Below are 25,374 nucleotides of genomic sequence, written 5' to 3'. Positions count from 1 at the left end.
TCATGGCTTGCCTCCCTGTTCCAGGATCCAGGTGGAGAGCGCTTGTGCGTCTTCGGCGCTCACCTGCGGATTGGCGGGCATGGGCACGGGACCCCAGCGGCCCGAGCTGCCCTTGACGATGCGCGTGGCGAGGTCCGCGGCGGCGCCGTCCTGCTTGGCGTACTTGGACCCGATGTCCTTGAACGAAGGACCCACGAGCCGCTTGTCGACGGCGTGGCAGGCCATGCAGTTCTTCTTCTGCGCAAGCGCGGGATTGGCCAGGGCAAGACCCGGCACGGCGACCAGCAACGCGCAGCACGCGAGTGCAGACAGCTTCCTCATGAATGGCTTCTCCGGAGTGGCTTTTCGAGGCGGCGTTCGCGCCGTGGAGGCACTCTAGGCGCGGCACGGGCCGCCCACAATGCGCGAAAGCCTGCTTTGGGCGGCGGGCGCCCCGCACCGCAGGGCCCACCACGCGCGGCATGGCCTGTCGCCGCCGCGGTGCACTCTAGGAGAGGAATCGGACAGCGGATAGTCCGCGGGACCTTGAAGGATTGACAAACGATCCTTGCCAATCGGCCGCGCGACGCCGCCGGGCATCGGGCGCCGGTCACGGCCTGCCGGAGACACCCGGCAGGCGATCGGCGCTCAGGGCCGGATGGCCAGCAGATGCGGCATCGGCCCGCCCTTCGCCTCGACCATCCGATCGATCAGCCAGCGCGTTTCCTCCGGACCGAACTTGCCCACGTCCCGAACGCTGGCGGACCGGCTGAAGGCCCACATCCCCAGGACCGCCAGCCATCGGGGGAATCCGCCCAGCGCAGCGACGACGCCAGGACGCAGCGGATGCCCGAGGCGCCGGACCAGCGCGAAGCCCTCGGTCCAGGCTGCGGCAAGCCGGCGGGACTCCGCCCAGGTCAGCGCGGACGGCCGTTCGCAGGTCCACAGTCCGGCGACGAACAGCGGCACCACCATGGCCGCGTGGCTGCGCAGGAAGGCCGGCATGTCGAGCTCGACCTTGCAGCGCAATCCGGCCTCGGCGAACAGCGTCCTCAGGTCGGGCCGCGAGACCGTGACGATCATCCCGGGGCCGTCCACGTTGAAGCGCACACGCTGGTCCTCGAGGAAGGCCAGCATGTTGGGGAAGCCCAGCGCCACGCGTTCGCCGCCGAGCGCCTCGCGATAGACCGCCGGATCCACGAAGCTGTTGAACATCAGCAGGACGGTGCGGGCGGCGCTGGCCGCCAGGGCGGGCAGCAGCGGCGCGAACTGGTACTCCGGCACCGTCACGATGACGAGGTCCACGGCCAGGCCGGGTTCCAGCGCGGCCACCGCCGTCACGGGCGCGGCCCGGTCGTCGACGGTCCGCACCGCGCCGTCGCGCTGCAGCGCCCTCAAGCGATCGCCGCGAGCGACGACGGTGACCTCATGACCGGCCTTCGAGAAATGGAATGCGAGCGTGCTGCCGATGCGTCCGGCACCCAGGATCAGGATCTTCATGCCGCGATCGTAGGGAGCGCGTGGCTACCCGGGAACGGGCACCACCGCTAAACTGCTTTCCATCCATGGACAACCTCTCCTGGGACGATCTCCGCGTCCTGCTCGCCGTTCACCGCGGCGGCAGCCTGCTCCAGGCTGGCCGTCAACTGGGCCTGTCGACGTCGACGACCGGGCGGCGCATCGCCGCGCTCGAAGCGGCGCTGGGCGCGACGCTCGTGCTCCGGTCCCAGGTCGGCACCACGCTCACCGCCGAGGCGCTGCGGCTGATCCAGCTCGTCGAAGGGTTCGCGCATGAGCTGCAGGCCTTGGGGCGAGACGCGTCGCCCGTCATCCGCAAGCTGCGGATCTCCGTGCCCACCGGCATGGCGGCGCCGTTGGCGGGACCGCTGATCGCGCTGCTGCGCGACCGCCCTCACCTGGACATCGAGCTGGTCGGCGAGAACCGGATGGCCGACGTGGCCAAGCGGGAAGCGGACATCGCCGTCAGGCTCGTGCGCTCCACCTCGAACGTGCTGGTCGAGAAGTCCCTGGGGACCTTCCGCTTCGCGCTCTTCGCCTCCGCCGACTACGCGCGGCTGCGCCTGCCCGATCGGCGGCTCACGCGCGACGCCGCCGCGGACCATCTGTTCATCGGGCTCGGCACGCAGTGGAAACATCTGCCGCATGAGCGCTGGATGGCGTCGCTCGGCGCCCGGCGATATGCATTCACGTCCAGCGCGATCGAGGCGATCGTCGAGGCCACGCGACAAGGCATGGGACTGGCGGCCTTGCTGGAGGCCGACTCGAGGCACGACGACCTGGTGCGGATCGAGACGGAGACGGTGGGACCGTCCCAGCCGCTCTACCTCGTCTATCACCGCGATCTCAGGCGCTCGCCGGATCTTCGCGCGGCGGTCGCCGCGATCGAGTCAAGCCTGCGCGCCGCCGGCGGACTGCGCAAGGCTGGCTGACGACGCCTTCCTGAGCCGCTTCATCGCCGCCTCGCGTTCGAGCCGCTTGCGACCCAGGTACAGCCACCAGCCGGTGATCGTGAACGCCGGCAGCATCAGCGCCGCGGTGCACATCGCGATGCGCCCGGGCAGTCCGAACAGCGTGCCCATGTGCAGCGGGTAGATCGCCGCCAGCGCGCGCCCGCCAATGGCCTTCGCGCCGTAGCGCTCGTCCTTGACGACCTCGCCGCTGTCCGCCTTGATCGTCGTGCGGTTGCGCGCGCGTTCATGGGCGGGCGAGGTGTCCAGCCAGGTGAAGAGGATCGGTGCCTTCGCGCCTGTCGGAACGCGGACGATGACTTCGCTCCAGCCGCCCGGCACCGCCGCGCGCTCGAAGGCTTGCCACGCGGTGTCGATCGCGACGTGCCGGTCGGCCTTCTTTTCCGCCGACCTTTCCCCCGTCTTCTCCGCCTTCGCTTCGTCGTTCTTCCCGGCCATCGGCTTGGCGGGCGCGCGCGGCGGCCGCGGCTCGCCGAGCCACGCGCTCACCGGATCCCGCACGCCGTCGAAGGCCCAGAAGACCCCCGTCAGCGTCACCGGCACGTAGGCCACGAGGCAGGCCGTGCCGACGACCAGATGCAGGCGCCGCAGCAAGGTGCGCCCCCGCGTCTTGCGGTCGATGCGCCACCAGTCCGCCACGCTCTTCCAGTCCCGCGGCCAACGCAGATACAGCCCGGACAGCGCGAGCACCAGCAGCCCGATCGCCAGCACGCCGGTGACGACCCGACCCGGCTCGCGCGGCAGCAGCAGCCAGCGGTGCAGCGATTCCGCCACCTCGAAGAACGCCGCGCCCGTCACGTCCGGCAGCGGCGCGCCGGTGACCGGGTTCAGGTAGAGCACGTCGCCGCGCCGTTCTCCCGGCGCGGGTTCCAGGATCGCCTTCGGCGTCCGCCCGGGTTCCGCGTAGAGCGTGAGGGTCGCGACGCGCCGCTCGGGCTCGGCAGCGGCGAAGCCCTGGAGCAGCACATCCGGTGTCGCGGGGCGGTACGACGGCGCCGCTATCCTCAGCACGCCGGGATTGATGAGCTCGGTGATCTCCTGGCGGAAGGCGAGCGTCGCGCCCGTCAGTCCGATGAGCAGCAGGATCGTCCCTGCCGTGATGCCTAGCAGCCAATGCAGCTGGGTCCAGAACTTGCGCGCGGTCATCGCCTTCCTAGGGTTGTCGTCCCGCCGCCCAATCCACGGCGGCATCGAACAGCGCGAGGCCGCTCGGCGAGAGGTTGGTGAAGGTGTCGTTGTCGAGGAACACCATGACGCGGCGTGCCGGCGCGAGGGACTCGTAATCCATCGTCGCGCCCTTCTCGTAGCCGAAGAGCGCCGCCTTGCCCGGTTCGCCGTAGATCGTCGCGATCGTCGTCGCGCCGGGGCCCGGCCGGCCCCAGCCCATGCCGGCCTGCTTCACGTAGACGTTGGCCAGGCCCGCGGGCAGTCCGCCCGCCATCGGATGCGGCGCGTTGACGATCCAGAGGTAACGCTCCTTCGTCTCCGCACCGAAGTCCACGTCGTGCTTCTTGCCCGTCATGGCGAGGTCGTCGAGGAAGTCGTTCTCCCAGGTCAGCAAGGGCACGCGCACCTGGCGCCAGCCGGGGTCGACGTCTTTGCTCGAGACGGTCGACGACAGCACCACCAGCGCCGCGTCCGCAGCGATAGTGGGCGACGCCTTCTGATCCTCGATCTGCACGGCAAAGCCACGCTCACCCAGACGTTTGGCCACTGCGTCGTCGACCGCGCGGTGGGGGCCACTCTTCTGCACGACGAGCACGACGCGCTGGCCCGCCGCGAAGGCGGGCGACGTGGCGCAGATCCCGATGGCCACGAGCATCGCGGCGCTTCGCAGGAAGGTTCGGCGCGCACTCATCTCAGAACTCCATCGTCGCCGACAGCAGCACCTGGCGCGCGTCGCCCATGGACACGGCATAGGTGTTGACGCTGGACGAGTAGTAGGTGCGGTCGAACAGGTTCTTCACGTTGAGCTGCAGCTTCAGCGGACGACCGCCGGCCTTCGTCTCGTAGGTCGCGAACGCATCCGCGACGCTGTAGGCCGGCAGCACGAAGCTGTTGGCGGAATCACCGGGGCGGCGGCCGATGTAGCGCGCGCCGCCGCCCAGTCGCAGCGTGCCGGGGCCGATCTGGCCGACCTCGTGGACGACCGACAGCGAGCCGGTCGCGCGCGCCACGTTCCACAGCCACAGGCCGGCGAACTGCGGGTCCTCGGTCGTCTTCGCGTCGGTGTAGGACAGCGCGGCGATGCCCTGCCAGTGCCGGGCGAACTCGCCGGCGATGTCGAACTCGACGCCGCGCGAGCGCGCCGCGCCGTTGGTGCGCCAGTCGGTGACCTTGGTGACGTCGTTGAACTGCGAGACCAGCACGTTGCGCTTCCTGATCTCGTAGACAGCCAGCGTGCTGGTGACGCGGCCCGGCAGGTCGAGCTTCACGCCGGCCTCCCAGGACTTGCCCTCTTCCGGATTCACGGTCGAGTCGATCACGACGCCCGACGACAGCGGCGCGATCGTCGATTGCGGCTTCAGCGAGGTCGAGTAGTTGCTGTACAGCGAGACCGTGTCGGTCAGGTTGTAGACGAGGCCGACGCGCGGCAGCCACTTGTCGCCGCTGGTGTCGGTGTTGGCCTTGAACGGACGGCCGCGACCGGCCTCCTGCGTCCAGTGCTGGTAGCGCAGGCCGCCGACGACGGTCCAGCGCTCGCCCAGCCGCAGCGCGTCCTGCAGGAACACCGACTGGTTGTGCAGCTTGTCGGTCTGGTCGCTGTCGGTGGCGGAGACGGTCTGCGACGGCTGCTCCGTGCCGTAGACGGGGTTCACATAGCTGAAGACCGTCTTCGTCGCCTGGCGCAGCAGGTCGCGGCGGTAGATCAGGCGGTACTCGGCGTCGGCGCCGACCTGCACCTCGTGCGTGATGCCGCCGGTCGAGAACTTGCCGTCGACATAGGCGGTGCCGTAGCTGTCGGTGCTGAGCGCGCCGTGGGTGGCGTCATTGCTGCGTGTCAGCGTGCCGGTCTTGGTGTTGACGCCGTTCACGCGCAGCTGGTTCGCGTCGTAGGTCTCGCGGTTGTAGCTCGCGTTCACATGCGCCGCCCAGCTGCCGCCGAGCTTGTGGTCCACCGACAGCTGCGCGAGGTGCGTCTCGCCGTCCATCTGGTTGAAGGGCTCGTCCAGGCGCTGCGTCTTGGGGACGGGCAGCGGCTGCTTCGTCGCCGGATCGAAGGTCGTGCCGCGGTCGAAAGGCGTCAGGTAGTTGCGGTACTCGTACCAGAGCACCGCCTGCGTGTCGCGCCCGTACCAGGCCACCGAAGGCGCGATCAGCGTCTCGCGGTGGGTGCCGGAATTGCGCCAGTAGTCCTCGTTGACCTGGTCGACGACGAGGCGGTAGGCCAGACCCGTCTTGTCGGCGGGATCGGGAGTACCGATGGGGCCGGTGGTGTCGAGCGTGCCGCCGACGCCGGTGCGGCCGCCCGCGTAGCCGGAGCCCAGGATGGACACGCTGGTGCGCGCGTTCAGCCGCGGCTTCTTGCTGACGACGTTGATCACGCCGCCCGGGTCCATGATCCCGTACAGCAGCGAGGACGGGCCCTTCAGCACCTCGACGCTCTCGGCGGCGGCGTTCATGCCGCGGCCCTGCACCAGCGGCATGCCGTTGTGCATCACCGAGCCGTCGCGGTTGCCGCCGAAACCGCGCTTCATGATCGTGTCCTGCGTGCTCGCGAGCGTGTTGCCCTGCGTGATGCCGCTGACGTTGTAGAGCGCGTCGTCGAGGTAGCGCGGACGCTGGTCGCGGATCACCTGCGCGGAGACCACGTTGACGACCTGCGGGATGTCCAGCATCGAGTCGGTCGTGCGCAGCGTCGAGGCGTCGGGCGTCGGCTGGTAGCGGCGGTCGGCCTCCTCCGGCGCCGGCGCGGCGCGCGCGACGACTCGCACCTGCGGCAGCGTGATGTCCGCTTCGGGCGCCGTCGCGGCGATCGTGGCGCCGGCCGCCGTCGCCTCGGTCGCGGCGCTTGTCGTCGCCTCCTTGCGCAGCGTGTAGACGCCGGGCGCGCTCGGCACGGCCTGCAGACCGGTGCCGCTCAGCAGCGCGGCGAACCCGGCGTTCACCGTGTGGCGGCCTTGCAGGCCGCGCGAGGCGATGTCCTTCGTCAGCGCCGGATCGAAAGCCAGCGTCACGCCGCTGGCGGCGGCGAAGCGGCCGAGCGTGGTCGACAGCGCGCCGGGTTCGATCCTGTACTCGCGCTCACCGGCGGGCGTGGCCGCGGCGGGTGGCGTCACCTGCGCGGACTGCGTGGACTGCGCATTCGCGACCCACGGCATCGCCGTCCCTGCGCACAGCAGCAGGGAGGCCGCCAGACCGACGGGCGTGAGGCGGTGGCCACGAAGCTCGGAAGCAGGCAGCGGACGAGGAGTCGAACGGGACGTCATGGAGGCGGTCTTTCCAGGGAATGGATGCAGCGCATGCGAAGGTTCTCGAAGCGCTCTTCCCTGTTGCCGGACGAGTCGGAAAAACATGAAGCGCGTGGGCGTTGATGTGTGCGCTATGCGCGCCACGTACGCCATGAGCGTCGTGAACGCTAGGCGCCGCGCGGACGCACGGTCGCCCAATACGCGTTCGCGCGATCCACGCGGACCGGCAGCGTCGCTTCCAGCGCGGCGAGTGCGCGATCGACATCCAGGACCGGGAACGCGCCGGACACGCGCAGCTCCGACACGCGGGGATCGCAGCCGAGACGACCGCGGCGATAACGATCGAGCTCGACGATCACGTCGCCCAGACGCGCGTTGTCGACGATGAGGCTGCCGCCGGTCCAGGCCGACAGGTCGGCCGCGATCGGCTCGACGCGACCGATGCCCACGTCGTCGACGCCGACCTGCTGCCCCGCGTCCAATCGCCGCACGGCGCCATTCGAGCCGCGGATCTCCACGGCGCTGTCCATGACGGCGACGTTCAGGTGCTGGTCCTCGAGGCGCAGCAGGAAGCGCGTGCCGAGCGCGCGCACGCGACCGAACCGTGTCTCCACGACGAGCGGGCGCGGATCCCGCGCTCCGTTGCCGCCGACGTCCGCGCCCAGTGCGCTGGCGGTCTCGATGAACACCTCGCCCTCGTGCAGACGCAGCGCGCGCCACTGCCGGTCGAAGCGGACGTCCAGCGCGGTGGCGGTGTTCATCACGACGACGCTGCCGTCGGAGAGGGCCAGTCGGTGCTGCTCGCCGGTGGCGGTGCGATGGTCCGCGAACCAGGCGGCGGTGAGGGATCCCTCGGTGCCCTGCCAGAGGCCGTAACCCAGCACGCCCGCCGTGCCGGCGGCCGCGACCGACTTCAGCAGTTGCCGACGCCGGGGCGCGGGGCGGCGCAGGGCTGGCGACGCGAGGTCCGCAGGCACGCCGGACATCATCCGCTGCACGCGCTCGACGCGGTCCCATTCGACTTGATGCGCGGGATCGGCGGCATGCCACGCGGCCCAGTCGCGCCGCTCCTGCGGCGTCGCGTTGCCGGAGGCCAGCAGCACGAACCACTCGACGGCGCGGGTGCGTGCGTCCGTGTCACTCACGGCCGCGCCCCTCGCGCGCGCATGCGTCGTGTCACGACGCGAGCTCGATGCAACGGGACATCGCGGTCGCCATGTAGCTTGCGATCGTGCGCTCGCTGACGCCGAGCGACTGCGCGATCTCGCGGTAGGTCAGGCCGTCGAGCTGCGACAGCAGGAAGGCTTCGCGCACCGGCTTGGTCAGTCCGTCGAGCATGTCGTCGATCGCCTGCAGGGTCTCCAGCAGGACCGTGCGCTCCTCGGGGCTCATCGCCCAGGCATCGGGGCGTGCGGCCATCGCCTCGAGCAGCGCGCGCTCCAGGTCGCGGCGTCGATAGAGATCGACGACGAGGCCGCGGGCGATGGTCGTGAGGAAGGCCCGCGGCTCCCGCCAGGTGCCGGGCTCCCGGCGGGTCAGCAGGCGCTCGAAGGTGTCCTGCGCCAGGTCCGCGGCGTCGACGGCGCAGCCCAGCTGCTTGCGCAGCAGGGACTGCAACCAGCGGTGATGCTCGACATACAGCGAGCCCACCAGCTGCGGCGACACGGACGGCGCGGACGTAGCGGACATGGACCGGGACGGGAGGCGGAGACGTCGGCCAGGACGGCAAGGCTTGCCGGCGTGGCCAGAGGCGCAAAAACGCGAAGGGCAGATGATAAATGCGAACCATTATCAACGGCAAATGTGCGGGAGACTTTGAGGGCGATTGGTGCGCGCAAGGCGGTGGTGCAGGGTCAGGCGTTGCCGAGGTGGCGCCGCGCGCGTTCCAGGTCAGGAGCTCAGGCGTCGACTTGGAGCGAGCGCAAGTAGACTGGATTCATGGGACTCGACATGGATAGCAAGCTCATTCGACGCCTGCCGCCCCACCGCACGGAGAGCCCAACATGAACGACACCACCCAACAGACACGCCGCATTCTTGCCAAGCTTGCTCAGGCCAAGGCCGCCGATCCCAAGCTCGAGGTGTTTGGCTCCAATACCCATGGCTATGCTTTGCATGCGCCGGCCAAGCCGCAGGCCTTGAACGACTTCGAGGCACGCCTGGCCATCACGTTGCCGACGGCATATCGCCAGTTTCTTCTCGACGTGGGAAACGGCGGAAACGGATCCAACAGTTCGGGGGCAGGCCCGTTCTACGGCGTCTATGGGATCGGCAACAGCATGGGAGCCATGCAGGGCGATTCGTTGGCCAAGGCAGTGGCCAAGCCCTGTGTCCTGTCACCCGGCATGTCACCAGCCGATTGGGATGCACTCGTCGCTCATGTGGGCCTGGACGGCAAGCTTGATGACGAAGCATATGACCAAGCCGTGGACACACTGTTCGGCGGACTGCTTCCCATCGGCTCGCAGGGCTGCTCCATGTATCACGGTGTGGTTCTGAATGGCCCGTATAGGGGCCGCGTCGTCAACTTCGACATGGAGCGTAGTGGGCCACCGGTCTTTGCGTTTGAGCCCGACTTCCTCGCTTGGTACGAGCGCTGGCTGGACGAAGTCATCGCTGGCGACCTGCAAAGGGGCCCTCCTGGTTCGGCTACACGCGCGGAGGGACGGAAGCTACGCTGCTCGGCGGCTGGCTGAGCAGCGAAGACGCACAGACGGCGAAGGAGTATCTCGCAGGGCTGCTTGCCAAGAGCTACCTGAGCGATGACACGCTGGACGCGCTCGCTGGACGCCAATCGGGGAACGAAGAGCACCTTTCGTTGATCTGCCAGATCGTTTGCAAGCACGCCCCAGGCAAAGCGCAGGCATTGCTCGCTGTGCTGGCGGTGCAGGAGCCGCTGGCTTTCCTGCAATGCCTGCACTGGCATGCGCGCGACCAAGTGCCGGATTGGCAGGCAGAGGTCCTGACCATCGCCGAACGTATTGCCGACCTAGATACCTTCCGCTTCTTCACCTACGTACTGGAAGCCCTGCCCGTTGACCGCGGCGCAATCCTGACGCCGTTCGTCCGTCACGAGCAGGCCGGCATACGCCGCCAAGCCATGCATGCACTGGGAAAAGTGCCGAACCGGCAGTTGTACATGGACAGCTTCATCGCCGGGTTGGGCGACGAGGACAGCACCGTTGTCCATGCCACGCTGCAGGCGCTGGACGGACTCAAGGACCGCTCGCTGCTGCCGCATTACCGGCGTGTCGCGGAACGCTACCCCGAAGAGCGCGACTATGTGCTTATCAACCTGGACCACCGACTCAAAGAGTTGGGCCTCTCGCGTGCAGCGTTGCTTTGGGCTCAGGCCTAGGCGAGCCGCTCAAAACGCATGGGTTTCTCGACCGCCTGTCATCTCCCCACCAGCTTGAAGTCGAAGTCGATCGACAGCTTGTTGTCACCCGCCTTCACGGCGTCGATCTTGAGCGCCTGCACTTCCCCTGCAGGCGACTCCCTGATCCCTTGAGCATCTCCTCGACCGCCTTCTTCACATCGAACTCGACGGCACCGGGCAACGCCGGCGCAAGGCCGAGGTTCAGGAGGTTGCGCGTGTTGGGATCCTCCACCTCGTCCACGCGGATCTCGGTCAAGCGCACGACGTGACCCTGCGCGACCGGAGCCGCTGACACGGTCGCCCAGCTCGCCAACGCGACACCAAGGCAGTCCCGTCCCGAGGGAACACCCAGCTTGCTGCTGAGATGGACCCGGATGACCACGCGCCCGTTCTGGAGCGACACCTTGGGATCCTCGAGATAGGCGTAGCAGGCGCCCTTCTGCAGATAGAGCTTCCCCTCCTCCTTGAACAGTCCTTCGATCAGCAGCGACTGGACCGCGGACTGCTCAAGGACGATCTCCGCGCACCGACCCATGCCGGGCAAGCCGAGCAAGGTGGCAGCGAGAGTCCCACAGATGACGAGGTTCTTCATGGTCTCCACCATCGGATGGCCAGCGACGATGGCCGGCGGAATCGGGCGCGGATGACGGCGCCCGGCTCGGATCTGCCATGGGAGGCAGGAATGGCTCCCGCTGCGGACTGTCAGGTCGTCGCAGTCGTTGATGCGGCATTTGCAGTCGGACAGTCGCCGCGCCTGCTGGGTTCTGTCGCGGCCCAGAACGCGAGAGCCAGCAAGCTGATCCCGGCACCGAGCAAGCACACCGCCATCCATCCACTCCACGCGTAGACCATCGTCGACGCCATCGCCCCTGCCCCACTGCCGACCGCATAGAACAGCATATAACCAGCGATGAGTCGACCGTGCGATTCGGCGGGTCCTCGCAGGATCAGCGACTGGTTGGTGACGTGCAATGTCTGGCAGCCCAGGTCGAGCACGACGACGCCGACGATCAGCCACCACAGCGACAACTGCATGCCGGCCAGCAGCACCCACGCGAGCACCATCAGCAACAGCGCGGCAGCGCTCGCCTGCCGGCTCCAGCCGCGATCGACCCAGCGCCCTGCCCTTCCTGCGGCCAATGCGCCTACCGCGCCCAGCAATCCGAACGCCCCCACCGCCGAATGCGAGAGCGAGTACGGCACCGCCGTCAGGGGCAACGACAGCGCACTCCAGAAGACATTGAACACGGCGAAGAGCAGCAGGCCAAGGAGGCCTCGGCGCAGGAGCACGCGGTCGGTGCGCAGCAGCGCCAATGTGGAGACGACCAACTTCGGATAGCTCAAGCTCGACCGCATCGTGGGCAACACGGGGAACCGCCGCCAAGCCACGACACCGACAACCGTCACCACGACCGCGGATGCGAGATACACGCCTCGCCATCCCAGCAGGTCCGCAACACCACCAGCCCAGACGCGCGCCAGCAGGAGTCCGATGACCACGCCGCCTTGCGTGGCCCCCACGACGCGCCCGCGCTCGCGGGCCGCCGCAGCGTTGGCCGCATACGCCAGGATGCCTTGCGTCATCGCCGTGCCGAGCGCACCGACCAGCACCATTGCGCCCATCAGCAGGAGGTAGTGGTAGTTCCCGGCCATCGCAACCGCGAGAAGCGCCAACAGGAGGCCGATCAACTGCACCTGCATCAGACGGCCTCTCGCAAACCGGTCGCCCAGCGGCACGATCAGCAACAGCGCCAGCACCGACCCGACCTGCGTCGCCGTCACGATCGAGCCGATCGCAGCGGGCCGCACGTTGAAGTCGGCGGCCAGGCTGTCGAGCAATGGCTGGGCGAGATAGACATTGGCGACGCAGACGGCGCCCATGACAGCAAACAGCAAGAGCTGAGAAGCGGGCATCGACGAGCCCGGTGATGAAGATTCCGGCATGGCGCGACTGGTTTTGTTTTGAAACCATCTCAGCATATCAGGTAGTTTTAAAATGCAACCCGATGGCACGAACGCCGATGGGGAGATCGAGATGGCTGAGCGCAAGCGCATGAACGACGCGACGTGCCCCGTGGCCCGGGCAGTGGACATCGTGGGCGATCGCTGGTCCCTGCTCATCGTGCGGGACGCCTTCGACGGCATCACTCGTTTCGGCGACTTCCAGAGCAACCTGGGCGTCGCGAAGAACATCCTCGCGACCCGGTTGAAGGCGCTGGTCGCTGAAGGCCTGCTGGAGGTGCAGCCCGCGACGGATGGCTCGGCCTATCAACAGTACGTGCTGACGGCCAAGGGAGAGACGCTGTTCCCGATCGTCGTGGCCCTGCGCCAATGGGGCGAAGACCATCTGTTCCGCCGAGGCGAACGTCATTCGCGCCTGGTGGAGAAGCAGACGGGACAACCGGTCGGCAGGCTGACGGTCACGAACAAGCGCGGCGACGCGGCGGGCTTCGACGACTTCGAGGTCGTGGGCAAGACCTGACCCGCCGCCGACATCCTATCGCCCGTCCTGAACGGAAAAGACCGTGGCATTGCGCCACGGCCCTCGCGCCGACGAGACGGTGCCTATGCGATCTCGCTGATCAGGGCATCGCGGCTGCGTCTGACCTTCTTGAGACCCACCAGCCAGTCGCCCGCTTCGTCGCGGTATCCCACCGGCAGGATCACGACGCTGCGCAGGCCGCGTTGTCGCAGTTGGAGGATCTCGTCCAACGCCTCGGGATCGAAGCCTTCCATCGGCGTGGCATCGACTTCTTCTGCCGCCGCGGCGACGAGCGCCACGCCGAGCGCGATGTAGGCCTGGCGGGCGGCGAACTGGAAGTTGACCTCATCGCCCCGCGCCGCCACGATGTCGAGCAGCATCTGACGATAGTTCTCCAACCCTTCGTGGGCCGTCTGCCGGATGTCCTTGGCCAGGTCGAACATCATGTTGATGCGCTCCGGCGTGGTCTGGTCCCACGCGGCGAAGACGAGCAGATGGGAGCAGTCGACGATCTGCTGCTGCTGATACCCGATCGCCTTGATCTTCTCCCGGATCTCCGGGTTCGACACGACGATGAGCTCGAAGGGTTGCAGTCCACTGGAAGTCGGCGCGAGCCGGATCGCCTCCAGGATGCGGTCGAGCTTGTCGGCGGGCACCTTCCGGGACGGGTCGTATTTCTTCGTGGCGTAGCGCCAGTTCAGTTGATCGAGAAGCGAGGTCATGAAGCGCTTTCCAGCGTGAAGTGGATGACGACGCCTACACTAAGTTTGAAGTCAACTTCAAGGTCAAGCGGAACATGCGCATCGGGGAACTCGCGGAGAAAAGCGGCTTGGCGGCATCGGCCATCCGCTACTACGAGCGGCAGGGACTGCTGCCCGCCCCGCTACGCGCCGACAACGGCTATCGCCACTACCCCTCCAGCGCGGTCGAGCGCCTGCGGCTGATCCGTCTCAGCCAGAAGCTGGGCTTCACGCTCGAGGTGATCCGGGGCCTGTTCTCCGAGACAGGCGAATGCTCGTACAGCCAGACCTACGCCGAGGTCAATGTCCGACTCGAGGAAGTGGAGCGTTTGCAAGCCACGCTCGCTGAGCAGCATCAGAACCTGCTGGATCTGCGCAAGCTGCTGAGTCATCGCATCGAGACTGGCGAAACCTTGCCCTGCACGTCGTCGCAAGCGCAGTGACCCCGGTCACGCGGGTGTACACGGATCGCGCTGGTGCACACGGATCGCGCTCGGCGTGAACCCGAAACGCTGGCGGAAGCGCGCGCTGAAGTGCGAGGGCGTCTGGAAGCCGCAGCCGAGTGCGATTTCCGTGATCGGCCTCATCGAGGACTGCAGCATGCGCAGCGCATGCGACATCTGCGTGTCCAGCAGGATGTCGCTGAACGACGTCGCTTCCTGCGCCAGTTTGCGACGCAATGTCGCCTCGCTGGTCGCGAGCTCCCGCGCGACGTCCGGCGCGCTCCAGGATCGGCCGATGTCGCGGCTCAGCGTCGTGCGCACGCGAGTGCTCATTGAGCTGAACTCACGCTCGTTGAAGCGCACGCCGCTCAGTCCCAACCAGACCAGGACCTCTTGCAGGCGAAGGCGGCAGATCTCTTGGGGAATGGTGTCGTCGCCCAGGCTTGCTCTCGCCCGGGTGAAGGCGTCGACGAGGTCAGGCTTCAGCGTCCCGATGAACTGCGCACCGCGGACCGGGGCCTGTTCGGAGTGGCGTGCCGCATGCTCGTCCAGGAGGCTTCGGTCCCACATCAGCCAGTAGGCGCAGTAGTCGACCGCGTCGGTGTGATTCGTGATGTCGACGGCCTGACCGCCTGCCACCGCCACCGCCTGCCCGGGCAGCACCCGGCATTCGCCGCCATCCCACCGCACCTGTTTCGCCCCCCGAGCCACGACGATCAGGATCGGCTGTTCGATGTACAGGCGCTTGATCTCGACACTCGAGTGCTGGCGGATGGCCGCTGTGATCCCCAGCTCCGCACGCCATGCAAGGTGTGGCTCCATGAAGGACAGGGGACTGGTGGGGGCGAGGATGGACATGCGCAAGGGGGATGGTGGCACAGCAGGCGTGAGGTCAGCGGCTGCCGGTCACGATGAGCGTGGCCTTGCCGAGGCTGTTACCCCGGATCACGAAGCCCACGAGGGCCGGGCTCGGCTGAGGGGGCAACATCTGGGCGAGGTTGTCGACCGCGATGGCGTGGACCGTCAGTTCATAGCGGTGGCTGGTGCCGCTGGGCGGGCAAATTCCACCATAGCCGGTCATGCCAGCATCGTTTCGAACCGACAACACGCCGGCAGGGGGTACGGCTGCCGCGTTGGTGGCTAGCGATTGCACGCTCGCCGGCAGATCCGCCATCACCCAGTGCCAGAAGCCCGAGCCTGTCGGCGCGTCGAGATCCAGCATCGTGATCGCATAGCTTCGGGTGCCGGCCGGCGCCCCGCTCCATGCGAGTTGCGGCGACAGGTTCCCGCCATCGCAGCCAAACCCGGCGGCCGCCGGCGCGAACTGGGCATTGCCGAATTTCCCGCCCGGCGCATCGCCGCTGGTCAGCACGAAGCCGGCGGGCTCGGGTTCGTCAGGACCGCTGCCAAGCGTGCCCTTCCCAGCCAGTGCGGTCAGCGTGGCCTGGCCCAGACTGTTGCCCGCGATGACCAAACCGACCAGCGCCGGGCTCGCGTCAGGCGGCAGCATGCTGGCCAGCTTGGGGACCCTCAGTGCATGCACCGTGATGTCGTAGCGATGGATCTGACCGTCAGGCGGGCAGGCGCCGCTGTAGCCGGCCGCGCCGGCATCGTTCCTGAACGGCGCGCCGCTGGCGGGCTGCAGCGCGCCTTCGTCCAGCCCGGTGAGCGCCGGAGGCAGGTCTGCGACAACGGCATGCCAGAAGCCCGAACCGGTCGGGGCATCCCGGTCGTGGATCGTCAAGGCCAGGCTCTGCGTGCCGGTGGGGACGTTCCGCCAGGACAGCTGCGGTGACCGGTCCTGACCGGCGCAACGTGACGAGTACTGCGCAGGCTGCATCGCACCGTCGACCAGGCTGGTGCTGCTCACCGAAAAACCCGCATCTGCCGGTGCCCCGATCGCGTCGTCATCGGAGCCGCAGGCCGAGACGAGCAGAGGCAGCAGCAAGGTCACGGCATGCAGCGGCCGACGTCTGCGACTTGGCCCCGCAGGCTGATGGGACGTGGAACGGAACAGGTCGAGAGCTGGAATCGGCATGGAAATCACCTTGTGAAGACACCGGGCGAATGCTCCGGGCGACACGGGATCGATGCCGTTGAGTGCCGATCAGAAAATGTCGGAATTCGATCAATTGCAGGCGCGGTCTCCCCCTGCCCTGGGCGGCAGGAACGGCCTCAGAACGAAAAAAGGCCGTGGCATGAGCCACGGCCTTGTGCTTGATGAACGGGCGCGCGGGGCGCCCGTTCCTTCAAGGTCTGATTACAGCGTCTTCAGCCACGCCAGCAGCGCGTCGCGGTCCGCCTTGGACAGCTGCTCGAAGCGCTGACGCGACTTCTCGCCTTCGCCGCCGTGCCACAGGATGGCTTCGGTCAGGTTGCGGGCGCGGCCGTCATGCAGGTAGCCGACCGGTTGACCCTGGGCGACCTTCTCCGTGTAGCCGATGCCCCACAGAGCCGTCGTACGCCACATCGCGCCTTGCGCCTGGCCTTCCGGCAGGTTGTCCGCCAGGGCCGGGCCCATATCGTGCAGCAGCAGGTCGGTGAACGGACGGATCGTCTGGTCGCGCAGTTCCGCGAACGGATGGTTCTTGCCCGTCTTCATCTCCGCCGTGTGGCACGCCGCGCACTTCAGCGCGTCGAACACCTTGCGGCCGTTGGCCACCAGGACCGCGTCCACGCGATGCTCGTCCGTCGGGGCCACACCCTTCGGGAATCCGCTCGGGATGCTCCGTTGGGCAGGCACCGCCAGCAGCTGCATGTACTGCGTCAGCGCGGTCAGGTCGGCTTCCTGGATGCCCTTCTGCGCCGGCGCCGTGCGGCAACCCTGCGGGTCGGTCGCGCAGCTGCGGTTCGGGTACACCGGCGAGGTCACCGACATGTCGTTCAGCAGCGCGTTGGCCACCTGGTGACGGATGCTGGCCTTGGACGCCTTCCAGCCGAAGCGGCCCAGACGCGTGGCGCCGGTTTCCGGATCGAACGTGAAGTTGGCCTTGCCCACCACGCCGTCAGCATCCGGCGTCGTGCGCGCACGGGCCAGGATGTCCGCTTCAGGCACCGCTTCCAGCAGACCGACACCCAGCAGCGGCAGGGCGGCGCGAGCCGACCACAGCTGCGGCGTGGGACCGTCGAAGGCGAACTTCGGCTTGCGCAGCTCGACCTTCGAGCCGTCCGCCAGCGTGACGCTGCTGGTCTCGAAGCCCGCGACCTTCACCGCGTTGCCCCAATCCTGCGGCGCGCCGGTGGGCGAGGTCGAGTTCATCTGGATCGCCGAGCCGTAGCGCGGGTCCGGACGGATCGAACCGTCAGCCGCCTTCACCGCAACGTGGAAGGCCATCTTGTCCAGACGCTGGTCCACCGTGAACGGCGCGGGGCTGCGACCGTTGTTGGTGTGGCACTGCACGCAGGCCGTGGCGTTGAAACGGGTGCCCGCCAGGTTCTGGATCGAGGTCATCGGATCGTTGCCCGGCTCGATGTGCTGCCCGGTCACGAAGCTGCTGTGCACCGCACGGCGGCCTTCAACGAATCGCTGCAGGTTCTGCATGCCGATGTTGTTGAACGGCTGCTGGAACATGCGCCAGCCTTCGTCCGAGTAGTTGTACGAGACGGAACCCAGACCGCCCGACAGGACGGCATCCGGCAGCGGCACGCTGTTCAGGCGCGGCTGGACGCCGTACCACGGACGCAGGCCGGTACCCATGACGTAGATGACTTCGCTGGTGTAGTAGCGGATGTCACCCTTGTCGCCGATCGCGTCCATCGCGGCGCGGCTGGAGAAGAACGAGCCCGTGAACTCGATCGCCTCGCCCAGCTGCAGCGGACGTGCCGGGATGTTGACGCCGTTGGGCACCAGCACGCCGTTCGCGTTGGCCGACAGGTCCTGGTGGCCCGGCATGTTGTCCAGCACCACGGAGCAGCCGTCGTTCGCGCCGATGATGCCCTTGTAGCCCGAGTCGGGCTTGGCCAGGGCATTCTGCGGCGGCTTCGGCACCACCGGGCAGGACGTCTTGTCGACGAACCCGTCCGTGTAGGTGGTCGGATCCAGCAGCTGGCCCGGCGACATCCAGCCGTAGCCGGTGACGCCCGGGTCGTCGATGCGGCGGAAGAACGAGTGGCCGCCGCCGCGCTGCGCCTGCGGGAAGTACTGGTTGACGATCAGACGCGGCTTGGTCACGCCAGCGACGCGGCTGTTGTCGATGAACTCCACGCCCCACGTGCGATTCTTGAAGTAGTTCGCAACGAAGTTCATGTAGTTGCCCGGACCCTTGTCCTGCGGATTGCCGTTGGCATCCACGGTGTCGTTGGGTCCGAAGCCGATCTCGTTCCAGTCCTCGCCGCGCTCGCGGCCGTGACGGCCGACGCCGCGCTGACCGAAACGCGTCACCAGCGTGCCGTCCGGCAGCGAGAACTGGATCTGCTCGATCGGGGCCTGCGGGTTGAACAGCGGACCCGCGCCCGCGCCGTTCACCGGGAAGGAGAACGGCGTCGTCGTCGTGGTCGGGATGCTGTTGTCGCTGCCGACGGTCTTGAACTCGACCTCGAACAGCGAATAGCCGTAGTTGGTTGCACGGGTCACGCCCTGGATACGGACGAAACGCGTGTTCACGCCGAGGTTGAAGTACTCCTCGGTGCCGCCCTTGCCGGCCGGCTGGTTGCGCAGACGCGTCCAGGCCTTGCCGTCGTTGGAGACCTGGATCTCGTAGGCCTTGCCGTAGGCGTTCTCCCAGACGAGCTTCATGTAGCCCAGCGGCTGCGCCGTGCCGAAGTCGTACTGGATCCAGGCGCCGTCTTCAGGCTTGGAGGCCCAGCGCGTGGCCAGGTTGCCGTCGATCGAGTTCTTCGCGGACAGGCCGTCGTTCTCCGGGGCCGACGAGATCGCCGCCACGGGCTTGATCGCCACGCCCGGCTTGCTCGTGTCACCGACAGGGGTCGTCGGCTGCGTGGGCGTCGTCGGATCGGTCGGCGTGGTCGGGTTCGTCGGGTTCGTCGGCGTCGTCGGATCCGTGGGATTCGTCGGCGTGGTCGGGTCCGTCGGGGTGGTCGGCGGGACCGCCGTGCCGGTGAAGGCCTGGATCTCGAAGATCGAGTAGCCGTACTGCGTCGAGCGGGTCACGCCCTGCACGCGCAGGTAGCGGCCCTGGCCGCCGAGGTTCTTCAGGTCCTCGACGCCGCCCGGGCTGTTCTCGACCGTCTTGATCGTCGTCCAGGTCTTGTTGTCCTCGGACGTCTGCAGCAGGTACTTCTTCGCGTGGGCGTTTTCCCAGTTGATGCGGACCCGCGTGATCGTGACGCTGCTGCCGTAGTCCAGCGTCAGCCACTCGTTGTCGGTGAACGCGGAGCCCCAGCGGCTGTTGTCGTCCTTGTCGATGGCCTTGGCGCCGTTCAGGTCGCCGCGCTCCATCGAGCTGCCGGTGGCGGAGACGGGCGTCAGCGCCGTTTCGGTGCCGTTGTCGCCGGCCATGCGCTTGGCGCGTGCCGCGGAATCGGCGCTGCCGCCGTCGTCGGATGCGATCTGGACGCCGCCGTCCTGCTGACCGTTGCCGCCGCCGCATGCGGCGAGCAGCGCACTACCCAGCAGGGCAGGGACAAATGCCCTGCCCATCAAGATGCCGAGTTGCTTGAACTCCATGGTGGTTCCCTCCCGTGCCTGTGGGTGCGATTGGTGTCGCGGGGGGTGGTGCCCGCAACCGCTTCGATGGACCTGACCTGGTCCGGTGCACGCGCCGCCCATCGACACGCAACACCACATGTCCCCCGTGAGAGGGGCAAGCGGCGCGAGTGTCCGCGTTTGTTTTGCCAGACGGCAAGTTTTAATGTGTGTCGAATTGATGCCCCTTCCGGGGCGGTTGCGGCGGTATCGATACCAACGCACCAACTAAGGAAACATGGGCGATACGCAATCGGAATACCAGGGCATCCGATACCTCCGGCGAGGTAGTTGGCATGCGTGACGAAGGCATGATGTCGGGCATGAGCACTCCGGATACTTCCACGCCCCGCCGGCGCGAGCAGCAGCGGTCGGCCGACACGAAGCAGGCGATCCTGAAGACCGCGCTGAAGGAATTCGCCGAGCGCGGCTTCGAGGCGGCGAGCATGCGTGCGATCGCGGAGCAGAGCGGGCTGACGCATCAGCTGATCACCTACCACTTCCAATCGAAGGAGGTACTGTGGCAGGCGGTGGCGACGCTGGTCTATGAGGAGCTTGCACGGGCACGCGAAGGATTGATCCGGCAAGCGAAGCCGGCGACCGCGATCGAGCAGCTGCGGCAGGAGTTCATCGCGTATTTCCAGTTCACGCTGGACCAGCCGCACCTGCACCGCTTCATGATGCAGCGGCGCGAGGGCGCGCACAGCGAGGACCGGCAGGAGTGGCTGGCGCAGCATTTCCTGCGGCCGCACTTCGACCTGGCCCGGCCGCTGATCAAGGCGGCGCAGAAGGCCGGCGACCTGCCCAAGGGCGAGCCGGTGCTGCTGTATTACGCGATGGTCTCGCTGGCCAACACGCTGTCGGTGATGGGGCCGGACATCGCGGCCACGACCGGCGTCCAGGTCACGGACGCGAAGACGGCCAAGGGCTACATGAAGGTGATGGATGCCTTGCTGTTCAGCCGGGGGCCGACGCGGGGACGCCGTGATCGGCGCCGCCTGACACGTGGGCCGGCGGCCGGCGCGCTCACGCGGCATCCCATCCGCCGCCGGCCGTCTTGAAGGCGTGTTTCGCTGGCTTCATCACATGGCGGGGGTCCGGTCCTCGCGACGCTTCTAGCATCCGCGCATCCCGGACTTCCAGCCCGATCGCCATGCTTGCACGCGCACTGACTCCCGTGGTCCTGCTTCTCCTCCAGGCCGTTCACGGGCCAGCGCTGGCGGCGACGGCGGCGCCAGCGGTCGCAACGGCCGGACTGGTCGTCGAACGGGTCGAGCTGTCCGGCGCGGATCCGCAGACGCAGACCTACAACCTGCAGGAAACCGCCACCCTGCGCGTCTTCGCGCGCTCCGCGGCCGGCTTCAAGCAATCGCAGATCTTCTGGCAGCGGCGGGATCCGAGCGGCGCCTGGCGCGCACCGGAGCCCCTGCCCTTCTCCGATCCACGCTGGCGCGACTCGGACCCGCATCTGTCCGGGGACGGCAAGACATTGACCTTCGTCTCCAGCCGGCCCGGTGAGGAGGCCGCCGCTCGAGAGGACGATCTCGATCTGTTCGAAACCAGGCTTCTGGATCTCGACACCGGGTCATGGACGCCGCCCCGGCGGCTGGCTGATGCGCTGCAGAGCACGCAACAGGAACTCGGTCCCGAGCGTTATGGCCAACAGCTCTACTTCGCGTCCACGCGCATCGGAGGACCGGGCAAGCTCTCCATCTACCGGGTGGACGACGGCGAGAACAGCCCTCCCCGCCTCCTTCCGCCTCCCATCAACGAGGGAACGGCCAACAACGATTTCACCCTCAGCCCCGACGGACGTTTTGCCGTGTGGTGGAGCAACCGTGCCGGCAGCGAAGGCGGAGCAGACCTCTATCTGGCCGAGCGCGTCGGCGAGCAGTTCGGCCCCGCGCTGCGACTGCCGGCGCCGATCAATGGCGCCGGTTTCGAGTTCACGCCGTCGATCGCCGTCGACGGGCGGTGGTTGCTGTTTGCGTCAACGCGTCCGGTGCCGGGTTTTGCGCCTGGTCTCTCGCAGGTGTATCGCGTGAGCTGGCCGGCGCTGCTCGACGCGCTCGGCCCCGAGGCGCAGGCATTCAGTCGCTCTGCGCTGGAGGCGCAGGTCACCGCGCTGTGGCAGTCCTTCAGCCATGCGGCGGGACAACCCGCGGACGCGGCACGCCTGAGCGCGTTGATGCATCCGCAAGCGCGGGTCTGGGGCCAGCAGCTCGATGCCCAGGTCAGCCAGCTGCAAGTGCGCAGTTGGTCTGCCGAGGCCTTCGTCGCCGCCGTCGGCAAGCCGACTGCACGGGCACTGCATGAATGTGAGATCCACCGGGAACTGCGCCGCTATGCGGGGCATGCCGAGGTCTACAGCGTGGTCGAGTCACGCCGCGATCCCGCGCAGGCAGCGCCGGACTATGTGGGCGTGAACAGCACGCAGTGGCAATTGGGGCCGCAGGGGTGGCAGCTGCTGTCGCTGCACTATGCGATCGAGTTGCCAGGAGCGCCGCTGCCGGAGCACGACGGACGGAGTGGGAACTGCGCGGGTAGCGACAGCGAGTCGCTCCAGCGCGCGCAAGAAGTGTGAAGCTCCGGCCTCGATGCTTTTATACAGCTTGACTGTATATACTGAAGATGTTCGGCGCCTTCGCCGACAAGCTTCATCGGAGTAGACATGGACAGCACATCCCGCAAACAGGTCGTGCAGCGCTTCAATCGCGAAGTGATCGAACAAGGCCGTCGCGACGCATTCGAGGAACTGATGGCTCCGGATTTCGTCAACTGGTCGGCACCGGCCGGCGCTCCGCGCGATGCGAGTGGCATGTGGAATACCTTTGAGCATCTGCTTCGTCCGGCCTTGAGCGACTTGCGCGTCGACATCCATGAGCAGCTGTGCGAAGGCGAGAAGGTCACTACCCGGAAGACCTTGAGCGGTGTGCACACCGGGCCGCTAATGAGCGTCGCGGCGACGGGGCGCGCGGTGCGCATTGACGTCATCGACATCGTCGCTGTGCGCGATGGACGCTACGCCGAGCATTGGGGCGTCAATACGCTGGGGGCCGTCCTGGCGCAGTTGAGGTCGGCATGACGGGCGAGACCCGGACGGCACCGGTCGCTGCCCCCTCAGAGGCGCTGGCGGAATCCCTGCGGGGCGCCGTCGGACGTTTCGTCCGCGCCGTCAGGAGCCAGAGCGGCACGCCGCGCGACGCACAAGCCGATGCCTTGGCCGAACTCGCCCATGCCGGCCCGATGAGCATCGCAGGCCTGGCCGAGAGCCGCGGCGTGACCCATCAGTCGATGCGGCTGGTCGTCATGCGCCTCGAGACGGTAGGACTGCTGAAGCGCCAACCGGATCCTGCGGATGGCAGAGGCTGGTTGATGAGTCTGACGGCCGCGGGTCGCCGCACCGTCGAGAAGGATCGTCAGGTCCGCGCCAACTGGCTGGCGCAAGCGATCGACGAGAAGCTGTCCCCTCTTGAACGGGAGGAATTGAGCCGGGCCGTTCCGCTGCTGCTACGGCTGATCGACGCCGAGTGAGGGCATGAAAAGCCGGTCTTTGCAAGCCGACGCTAGAGAGTGACGAAGTCTTCCGAAGGGTGGTCGAAGTCCATCTGATACTCATCGCCCCCTCAACGCAGCCGCGGCCTGAAGCGATCGGCGGTGGGCACGTCTGAACTTCGCGCCATCGTGACCCTGCGACAACGACGCAGCGCTACGACCGGTCGTCGATCAGCGCTATGCGCGTCTCCGCCGTCAGGACGGTCCGCAGTTGATTGGACACAAGGACTACCTGCTGGTCGAGACTCTCTCGACTCAGCAACCTCCGCCAAAAAAATGACGTCCAGGCAGGGACATCGGTCCCCACGTAGCAAGTCCAATCGACATCGCGCCCGTCTGGCGCGACGGAATTCGTGCCCTCGTGCCTCGCGTCGTCGTAGAACACCGAGCGATCATTGCCGCATCCGATCCAAAGCATGAACGGGTCACGACTGAGCATCACGCACCAGCCCCAGTCTTCCGCAATGATTGGCTCGACTCGATACCCGAGCTCAACAAACCTCGCGCGGATCCACTTCGCCAGCGAGCGCCCGTAGCAGAACGGGTTGGTCTCCTCATCTTCCTGAGGGTCGATCTCAAAGAGATCGCTGCGAAATCTGAAGATCGTTGATCTGGTGCCCATCGTTCAATCCAGATGCTGCCGCAGCCACTCCGGCAACGGCACCGACTTCTTGATCGTCGCGTCCTGCCACACCGTCGTGGCACCACCCGACGCGTAGATGACACCCGGCTCGTCGAGCCGCTCCAGCGTGATCCACGTGTCGAAGCTCGATCGTCCCGGATTCGACACGTAGTGCCTCGCCAGGATCTCGCCCGGATACGCGAGCTGCTTGTGGAAGTTGCAGAACGCGTTGACGATCACCGGGCCCTGTCCATCGGGACTGGGTGGATGGCCGAGGCTGTCCAGCCACTCCACGCGAACGATCTCGAGATATCTGAAGTAGACCGTGTTGTTGACGTGGCCCATCGCGTCCATGTCCCCCCAGCGGATCTGGATGCGGGTTTCGTGGACGAGCTTCTTGTCCTCGGGCAATTCGAATCGCATGCCGATCATCCCCGCTTCAGTTGCGCGCGCAGCGGACGGAAGAACTCGCGGATCTCAGTCGCGAGCAACTCGGGTTGCTCCAGCGCCGCGAAGTGCCCACCGCGCGGCATCACTTCCCATCGCTGCACGTCGTAGGCGCGCGCCACCCATGAGCGCGGCGGCGTCGGCAGCTCCTTGGGGAACAGCGCCATGCCCATCGGCGGCGTCACGCGCTCGCCGGGCTCGAAGACATGCGGTCGCGCGCGGTTCTCCTTGTAGAGCCGCAGCGAGGCCGTGATGCTGTCGTTGAACCAGTACAGCGAGATGTCGGTGAGCAGCTCGTCCATCGAGACCACGCGCTCGATGTCACCACCGCAATCGCTCCAAGAGCGGAACTTCTCTGCGATCCACGCCGCCAGCCCCACCGGCGAGTCCGCCAGCGAATAGGCCAGCGTCTGCGGCTTGGTGCCTTGCAGCGCGGCGTAGGCGCCCTCCTCCGCATACCAGCCGGCGGCCAGGGTCTGGAAGGCACGTTCCTCGTCGGTGACGGGCGCGTGCTGCTCGTCGACATGCGGCTTGAAGCCGCCCGGGATGTAGTTCAAGTGGATGCCGACGACGTACTGCGGAAAGCGCCGCGCGAGCCACGTCGAGACGCCTGCCCCGATGTCGCCGCCCTGCGCGCCGAAACGGTCGTAGCCCAGGCCTTGCATCAGGCCGTGCCACAGGCCCGCGATCTCGCGCGCGCCCACGCCCGTCGTCTTCGGCGCGGGAGAGAAGCCATAGCCCGGCAGCGACGGCACGACCACGTCGAACGCATCGTCGGGATCGCCGCCGTGCGCGGCCGGATCGGTGAGCAGATCGATGATGTGCGTCATCTCGACGACCGAGCCCGGCCAGCCGTGCGTGAGCACCAGCGGGAACGCGTGCGGCGACGCGCTCTTCTGATGGATGAAGTGCACGTCCGCGCCGTCGACGGTCGCCATGAAATGGCTGAAGGCGTTCAGCCTCGCCTCATGCTGCCGCCAGTCGAAGCGGTCCCGCCAATGCACCACGAGGCGTTGCATGAACGCCAGCGAGGTGCCGTCCGCCCAACCGGCCTCGTCCAGCGACGCGGGCCAACGGACGCGCGACAAGCGCTCACGCAGGTCGGTCAGCCGCTCTTCGGGCACATGGATCTTGAAGGGGACGACGCGCATGGGATCTCCGGGCCGTCACACCGACAGCCTC

Annotated in this window: 25 protein-coding genes; 9 read left to right on the top strand and 16 right to left on the bottom strand. The window is 67.4% G+C overall.

Annotated features, from left to right (window positions below; translation table 11 throughout):
* Positions 1 to 321, bottom strand: a complete 321-nt coding sequence (locus tag ACQ859_RS11600; protein WP_331617961.1) for a c-type cytochrome — start codon at positions 319 to 321, stop codon at positions 1 to 3.
* A gap of 306 nt (positions 322 to 627) precedes the next feature.
* Positions 628 to 1,479 (bottom strand): ketopantoate reductase family protein, encoded by an 852-nt coding sequence (locus tag ACQ859_RS11595; RefSeq protein ID WP_431265908.1) that lies wholly within the window; start codon positions 1,477 to 1,479, stop codon positions 628 to 630.
* A 65-nt stretch (positions 1,480 to 1,544) separates the two neighbouring features.
* Between ACQ859_RS11595 and ACQ859_RS11590 the strand changes: the two genes are divergently transcribed.
* A complete protein-coding gene (locus tag ACQ859_RS11590) occupies positions 1,545 to 2,429 on the top strand; it encodes a LysR family transcriptional regulator (protein ID WP_431265907.1) in 885 nt (294 codons plus the stop codon).
* Here the strand turns inward: ACQ859_RS11590 and ACQ859_RS11585 are convergent.
* From ACQ859_RS11585 to ACQ859_RS11565, 5 genes are all read right to left on the bottom strand, one after another.
* Positions 2,388 to 3,614 (bottom strand): PepSY-associated TM helix domain-containing protein, encoded by a 1,227-nt coding sequence (locus ACQ859_RS11585; protein ID WP_431265906.1) that lies wholly within the window; start codon positions 3,612 to 3,614, stop codon positions 2,388 to 2,390. The genes ACQ859_RS11590 and ACQ859_RS11585 overlap by 42 nt on opposite strands.
* Positions 3,615 to 3,621: 7 nt before the next feature.
* On the bottom strand, positions 3,622 to 4,326 hold the full coding sequence (locus tag ACQ859_RS11580) for a hypothetical protein (protein WP_431265905.1): 705 nt from the start codon (positions 4,324 to 4,326) through the stop codon (positions 3,622 to 3,624).
* 1 nt (position 4,327) lies between these two features.
* Positions 4,328 to 6,898 carry a TonB-dependent siderophore receptor gene (locus ACQ859_RS11575; protein WP_431265904.1) on the bottom strand — a complete coding sequence of 857 codons (2,571 nt, stop codon included), beginning with the start codon at positions 6,896 to 6,898 and terminating at the stop codon, positions 4,328 to 4,330.
* A 149-nt stretch (positions 6,899 to 7,047) separates the two neighbouring features.
* Positions 7,048 to 8,025, bottom strand: a complete 978-nt coding sequence (locus ACQ859_RS11570; RefSeq protein ID WP_431265903.1) for a FecR domain-containing protein — start codon at positions 8,023 to 8,025, stop codon at positions 7,048 to 7,050.
* A 31-nt stretch (positions 8,026 to 8,056) separates the two neighbouring features.
* The gene (locus ACQ859_RS11565; RefSeq protein WP_431265902.1) at positions 8,057 to 8,569 is read right to left on the bottom strand and encodes a sigma-70 family RNA polymerase sigma factor; all 513 of its coding nucleotides are present in this window, start codon (positions 8,567 to 8,569) and stop codon (positions 8,057 to 8,059) included.
* Between the two features lie 314 nt (positions 8,570 to 8,883).
* Here ACQ859_RS11565 and ACQ859_RS11560 point away from each other — a divergent pair, with 314 nt between their 5' ends.
* Complete coding sequence (locus ACQ859_RS11560; RefSeq protein ID WP_431265901.1) at positions 8,884 to 9,576, top strand: SMI1/KNR4 family protein; 693 nt, start codon at positions 8,884 to 8,886, stop codon at positions 9,574 to 9,576.
* Between the two features lie 122 nt (positions 9,577 to 9,698).
* On the top strand, positions 9,699 to 10,238 hold the full coding sequence (locus ACQ859_RS11555) for a hypothetical protein (protein ID WP_431265900.1): 540 nt from the start codon (positions 9,699 to 9,701) through the stop codon (positions 10,236 to 10,238).
* Between the two features lie 94 nt (positions 10,239 to 10,332).
* Here the strand turns inward: ACQ859_RS11555 and ACQ859_RS11550 are convergent, their stop codons facing one another.
* Together ACQ859_RS11550 and ACQ859_RS11545 are read right to left on the bottom strand one after the other, a co-directional pair.
* Positions 10,333 to 10,851, bottom strand: a complete 519-nt coding sequence (locus ACQ859_RS11550; protein WP_431265899.1) for a hypothetical protein — start codon at positions 10,849 to 10,851, stop codon at positions 10,333 to 10,335.
* A 110-nt stretch (positions 10,852 to 10,961) separates the two neighbouring features.
* Positions 10,962 to 12,203, bottom strand: a complete 1,242-nt coding sequence (locus ACQ859_RS11545) for an MFS transporter (RefSeq protein ID WP_431265898.1) — start codon at positions 12,201 to 12,203, stop codon at positions 10,962 to 10,964.
* 91 nt (positions 12,204 to 12,294) lie between these two features.
* Here ACQ859_RS11545 and ACQ859_RS11540 point away from each other — a divergent pair, with 91 nt between their 5' ends.
* Positions 12,295 to 12,741, top strand: coding sequence for a winged helix-turn-helix transcriptional regulator (locus tag ACQ859_RS11540; RefSeq protein ID WP_431265897.1), 447 nt, complete (start codon positions 12,295 to 12,297; stop codon positions 12,739 to 12,741).
* Positions 12,742 to 12,824: 83 nt separating this feature from the next.
* On the opposite strand, the gene ACQ859_RS11535 is transcribed toward ACQ859_RS11540, so the two are convergent.
* Positions 12,825 to 13,463: a nitroreductase family protein gene (locus tag ACQ859_RS11535; protein ID WP_431265896.1), complete on the bottom strand. Its 639-nt coding sequence runs from the start codon at positions 13,461 to 13,463 to the stop codon at positions 12,825 to 12,827.
* A gap of 20 nt (positions 13,464 to 13,483) precedes the next feature.
* Between ACQ859_RS11535 and ACQ859_RS11530 the strand changes: the two genes are divergently transcribed.
* Positions 13,484 to 13,924 (top strand): MerR family transcriptional regulator, encoded by a 441-nt coding sequence (locus ACQ859_RS11530; protein ID WP_431265895.1) that lies wholly within the window; start codon positions 13,484 to 13,486, stop codon positions 13,922 to 13,924.
* 6 nt (positions 13,925 to 13,930) lie between these two features.
* Here the strand turns inward: ACQ859_RS11530 and ACQ859_RS11525 are convergent, their stop codons facing one another.
* From ACQ859_RS11525 to ACQ859_RS11515, 3 genes are all read right to left on the bottom strand, one after another.
* On the bottom strand, positions 13,931 to 14,782 hold the full coding sequence (locus ACQ859_RS11525; protein WP_431265894.1) for a helix-turn-helix transcriptional regulator: 852 nt from the start codon (positions 14,780 to 14,782) through the stop codon (positions 13,931 to 13,933).
* 34 nt (positions 14,783 to 14,816) lie between these two features.
* A complete protein-coding gene (locus ACQ859_RS11520; RefSeq protein WP_431265893.1) occupies positions 14,817 to 15,878 on the bottom strand; it encodes a YbhB/YbcL family Raf kinase inhibitor-like protein in 1,062 nt (353 codons plus the stop codon).
* Between the two features lie 306 nt (positions 15,879 to 16,184).
* Positions 16,185 to 19,550 carry a di-heme oxidoredictase family protein gene (locus ACQ859_RS11515; protein ID WP_431265892.1) on the bottom strand — a complete coding sequence of 1,122 codons (3,366 nt, stop codon included), beginning with the start codon at positions 19,548 to 19,550 and terminating at the stop codon, positions 16,185 to 16,187.
* A 341-nt stretch (positions 19,551 to 19,891) separates the two neighbouring features.
* Here ACQ859_RS11515 and ACQ859_RS11510 point away from each other — a divergent pair, with 341 nt between their 5' ends.
* From ACQ859_RS11510 to ACQ859_RS11495, 4 genes are all read left to right on the top strand, one after another.
* A complete protein-coding gene (locus tag ACQ859_RS11510) occupies positions 19,892 to 20,629 on the top strand; it encodes a TetR/AcrR family transcriptional regulator (protein ID WP_431265891.1) in 738 nt (245 codons plus the stop codon).
* Positions 20,630 to 20,721: 92 nt separating this feature from the next.
* Positions 20,722 to 22,152, top strand: a complete 1,431-nt coding sequence (locus ACQ859_RS11505) for a TolB family protein (protein ID WP_431265890.1) — start codon at positions 20,722 to 20,724, stop codon at positions 22,150 to 22,152.
* Between the two features lie 87 nt (positions 22,153 to 22,239).
* Positions 22,240 to 22,653, top strand: coding sequence for an ester cyclase (locus tag ACQ859_RS11500; protein WP_431265889.1), 414 nt, complete (start codon positions 22,240 to 22,242; stop codon positions 22,651 to 22,653).
* The gene (locus ACQ859_RS11495; RefSeq protein ID WP_431265888.1) at positions 22,650 to 23,102 is read left to right on the top strand and encodes a MarR family winged helix-turn-helix transcriptional regulator; all 453 of its coding nucleotides are present in this window, start codon (positions 22,650 to 22,652) and stop codon (positions 23,100 to 23,102) included. Before ACQ859_RS11500 ends, ACQ859_RS11495 begins: the two co-directional genes overlap by 4 nt.
* Positions 23,103 to 23,277: 175 nt before the next feature.
* On the opposite strand, the gene ACQ859_RS11490 is transcribed toward ACQ859_RS11495, so the two are convergent.
* The 3 genes from ACQ859_RS11490 to ACQ859_RS11480 are packed head-to-tail and all read right to left on the bottom strand — an operon-like array spanning position 23,278 to position 25,343.
* Positions 23,278 to 23,745, bottom strand: a complete 468-nt coding sequence (locus ACQ859_RS11490) for a hypothetical protein (protein WP_431265887.1) — start codon at positions 23,743 to 23,745, stop codon at positions 23,278 to 23,280.
* A gap of 3 nt (positions 23,746 to 23,748) precedes the next feature.
* A complete protein-coding gene (locus ACQ859_RS11485) occupies positions 23,749 to 24,168 on the bottom strand; it encodes an acyl-CoA thioesterase (RefSeq protein ID WP_431265886.1) in 420 nt (139 codons plus the stop codon).
* A gap of 5 nt (positions 24,169 to 24,173) precedes the next feature.
* Positions 24,174 to 25,343 (bottom strand): epoxide hydrolase family protein, encoded by a 1,170-nt coding sequence (locus ACQ859_RS11480; protein ID WP_431265885.1) that lies wholly within the window; start codon positions 25,341 to 25,343, stop codon positions 24,174 to 24,176.
* Positions 25,344 to 25,374 lie beyond the last annotated feature (31 nt).

The sequence above is a fragment of the Roseateles chitinivorans genome, from assembly GCF_050632235.1.
Classification (GTDB): domain Bacteria; phylum Pseudomonadota; class Gammaproteobacteria; order Burkholderiales; family Burkholderiaceae_C; genus Roseateles; species Roseateles chitinivorans_A.
The sequence above is the reverse complement of the archived record's forward strand: the minus strand, read 5'-3'. Positions and strand labels throughout refer to the sequence as shown.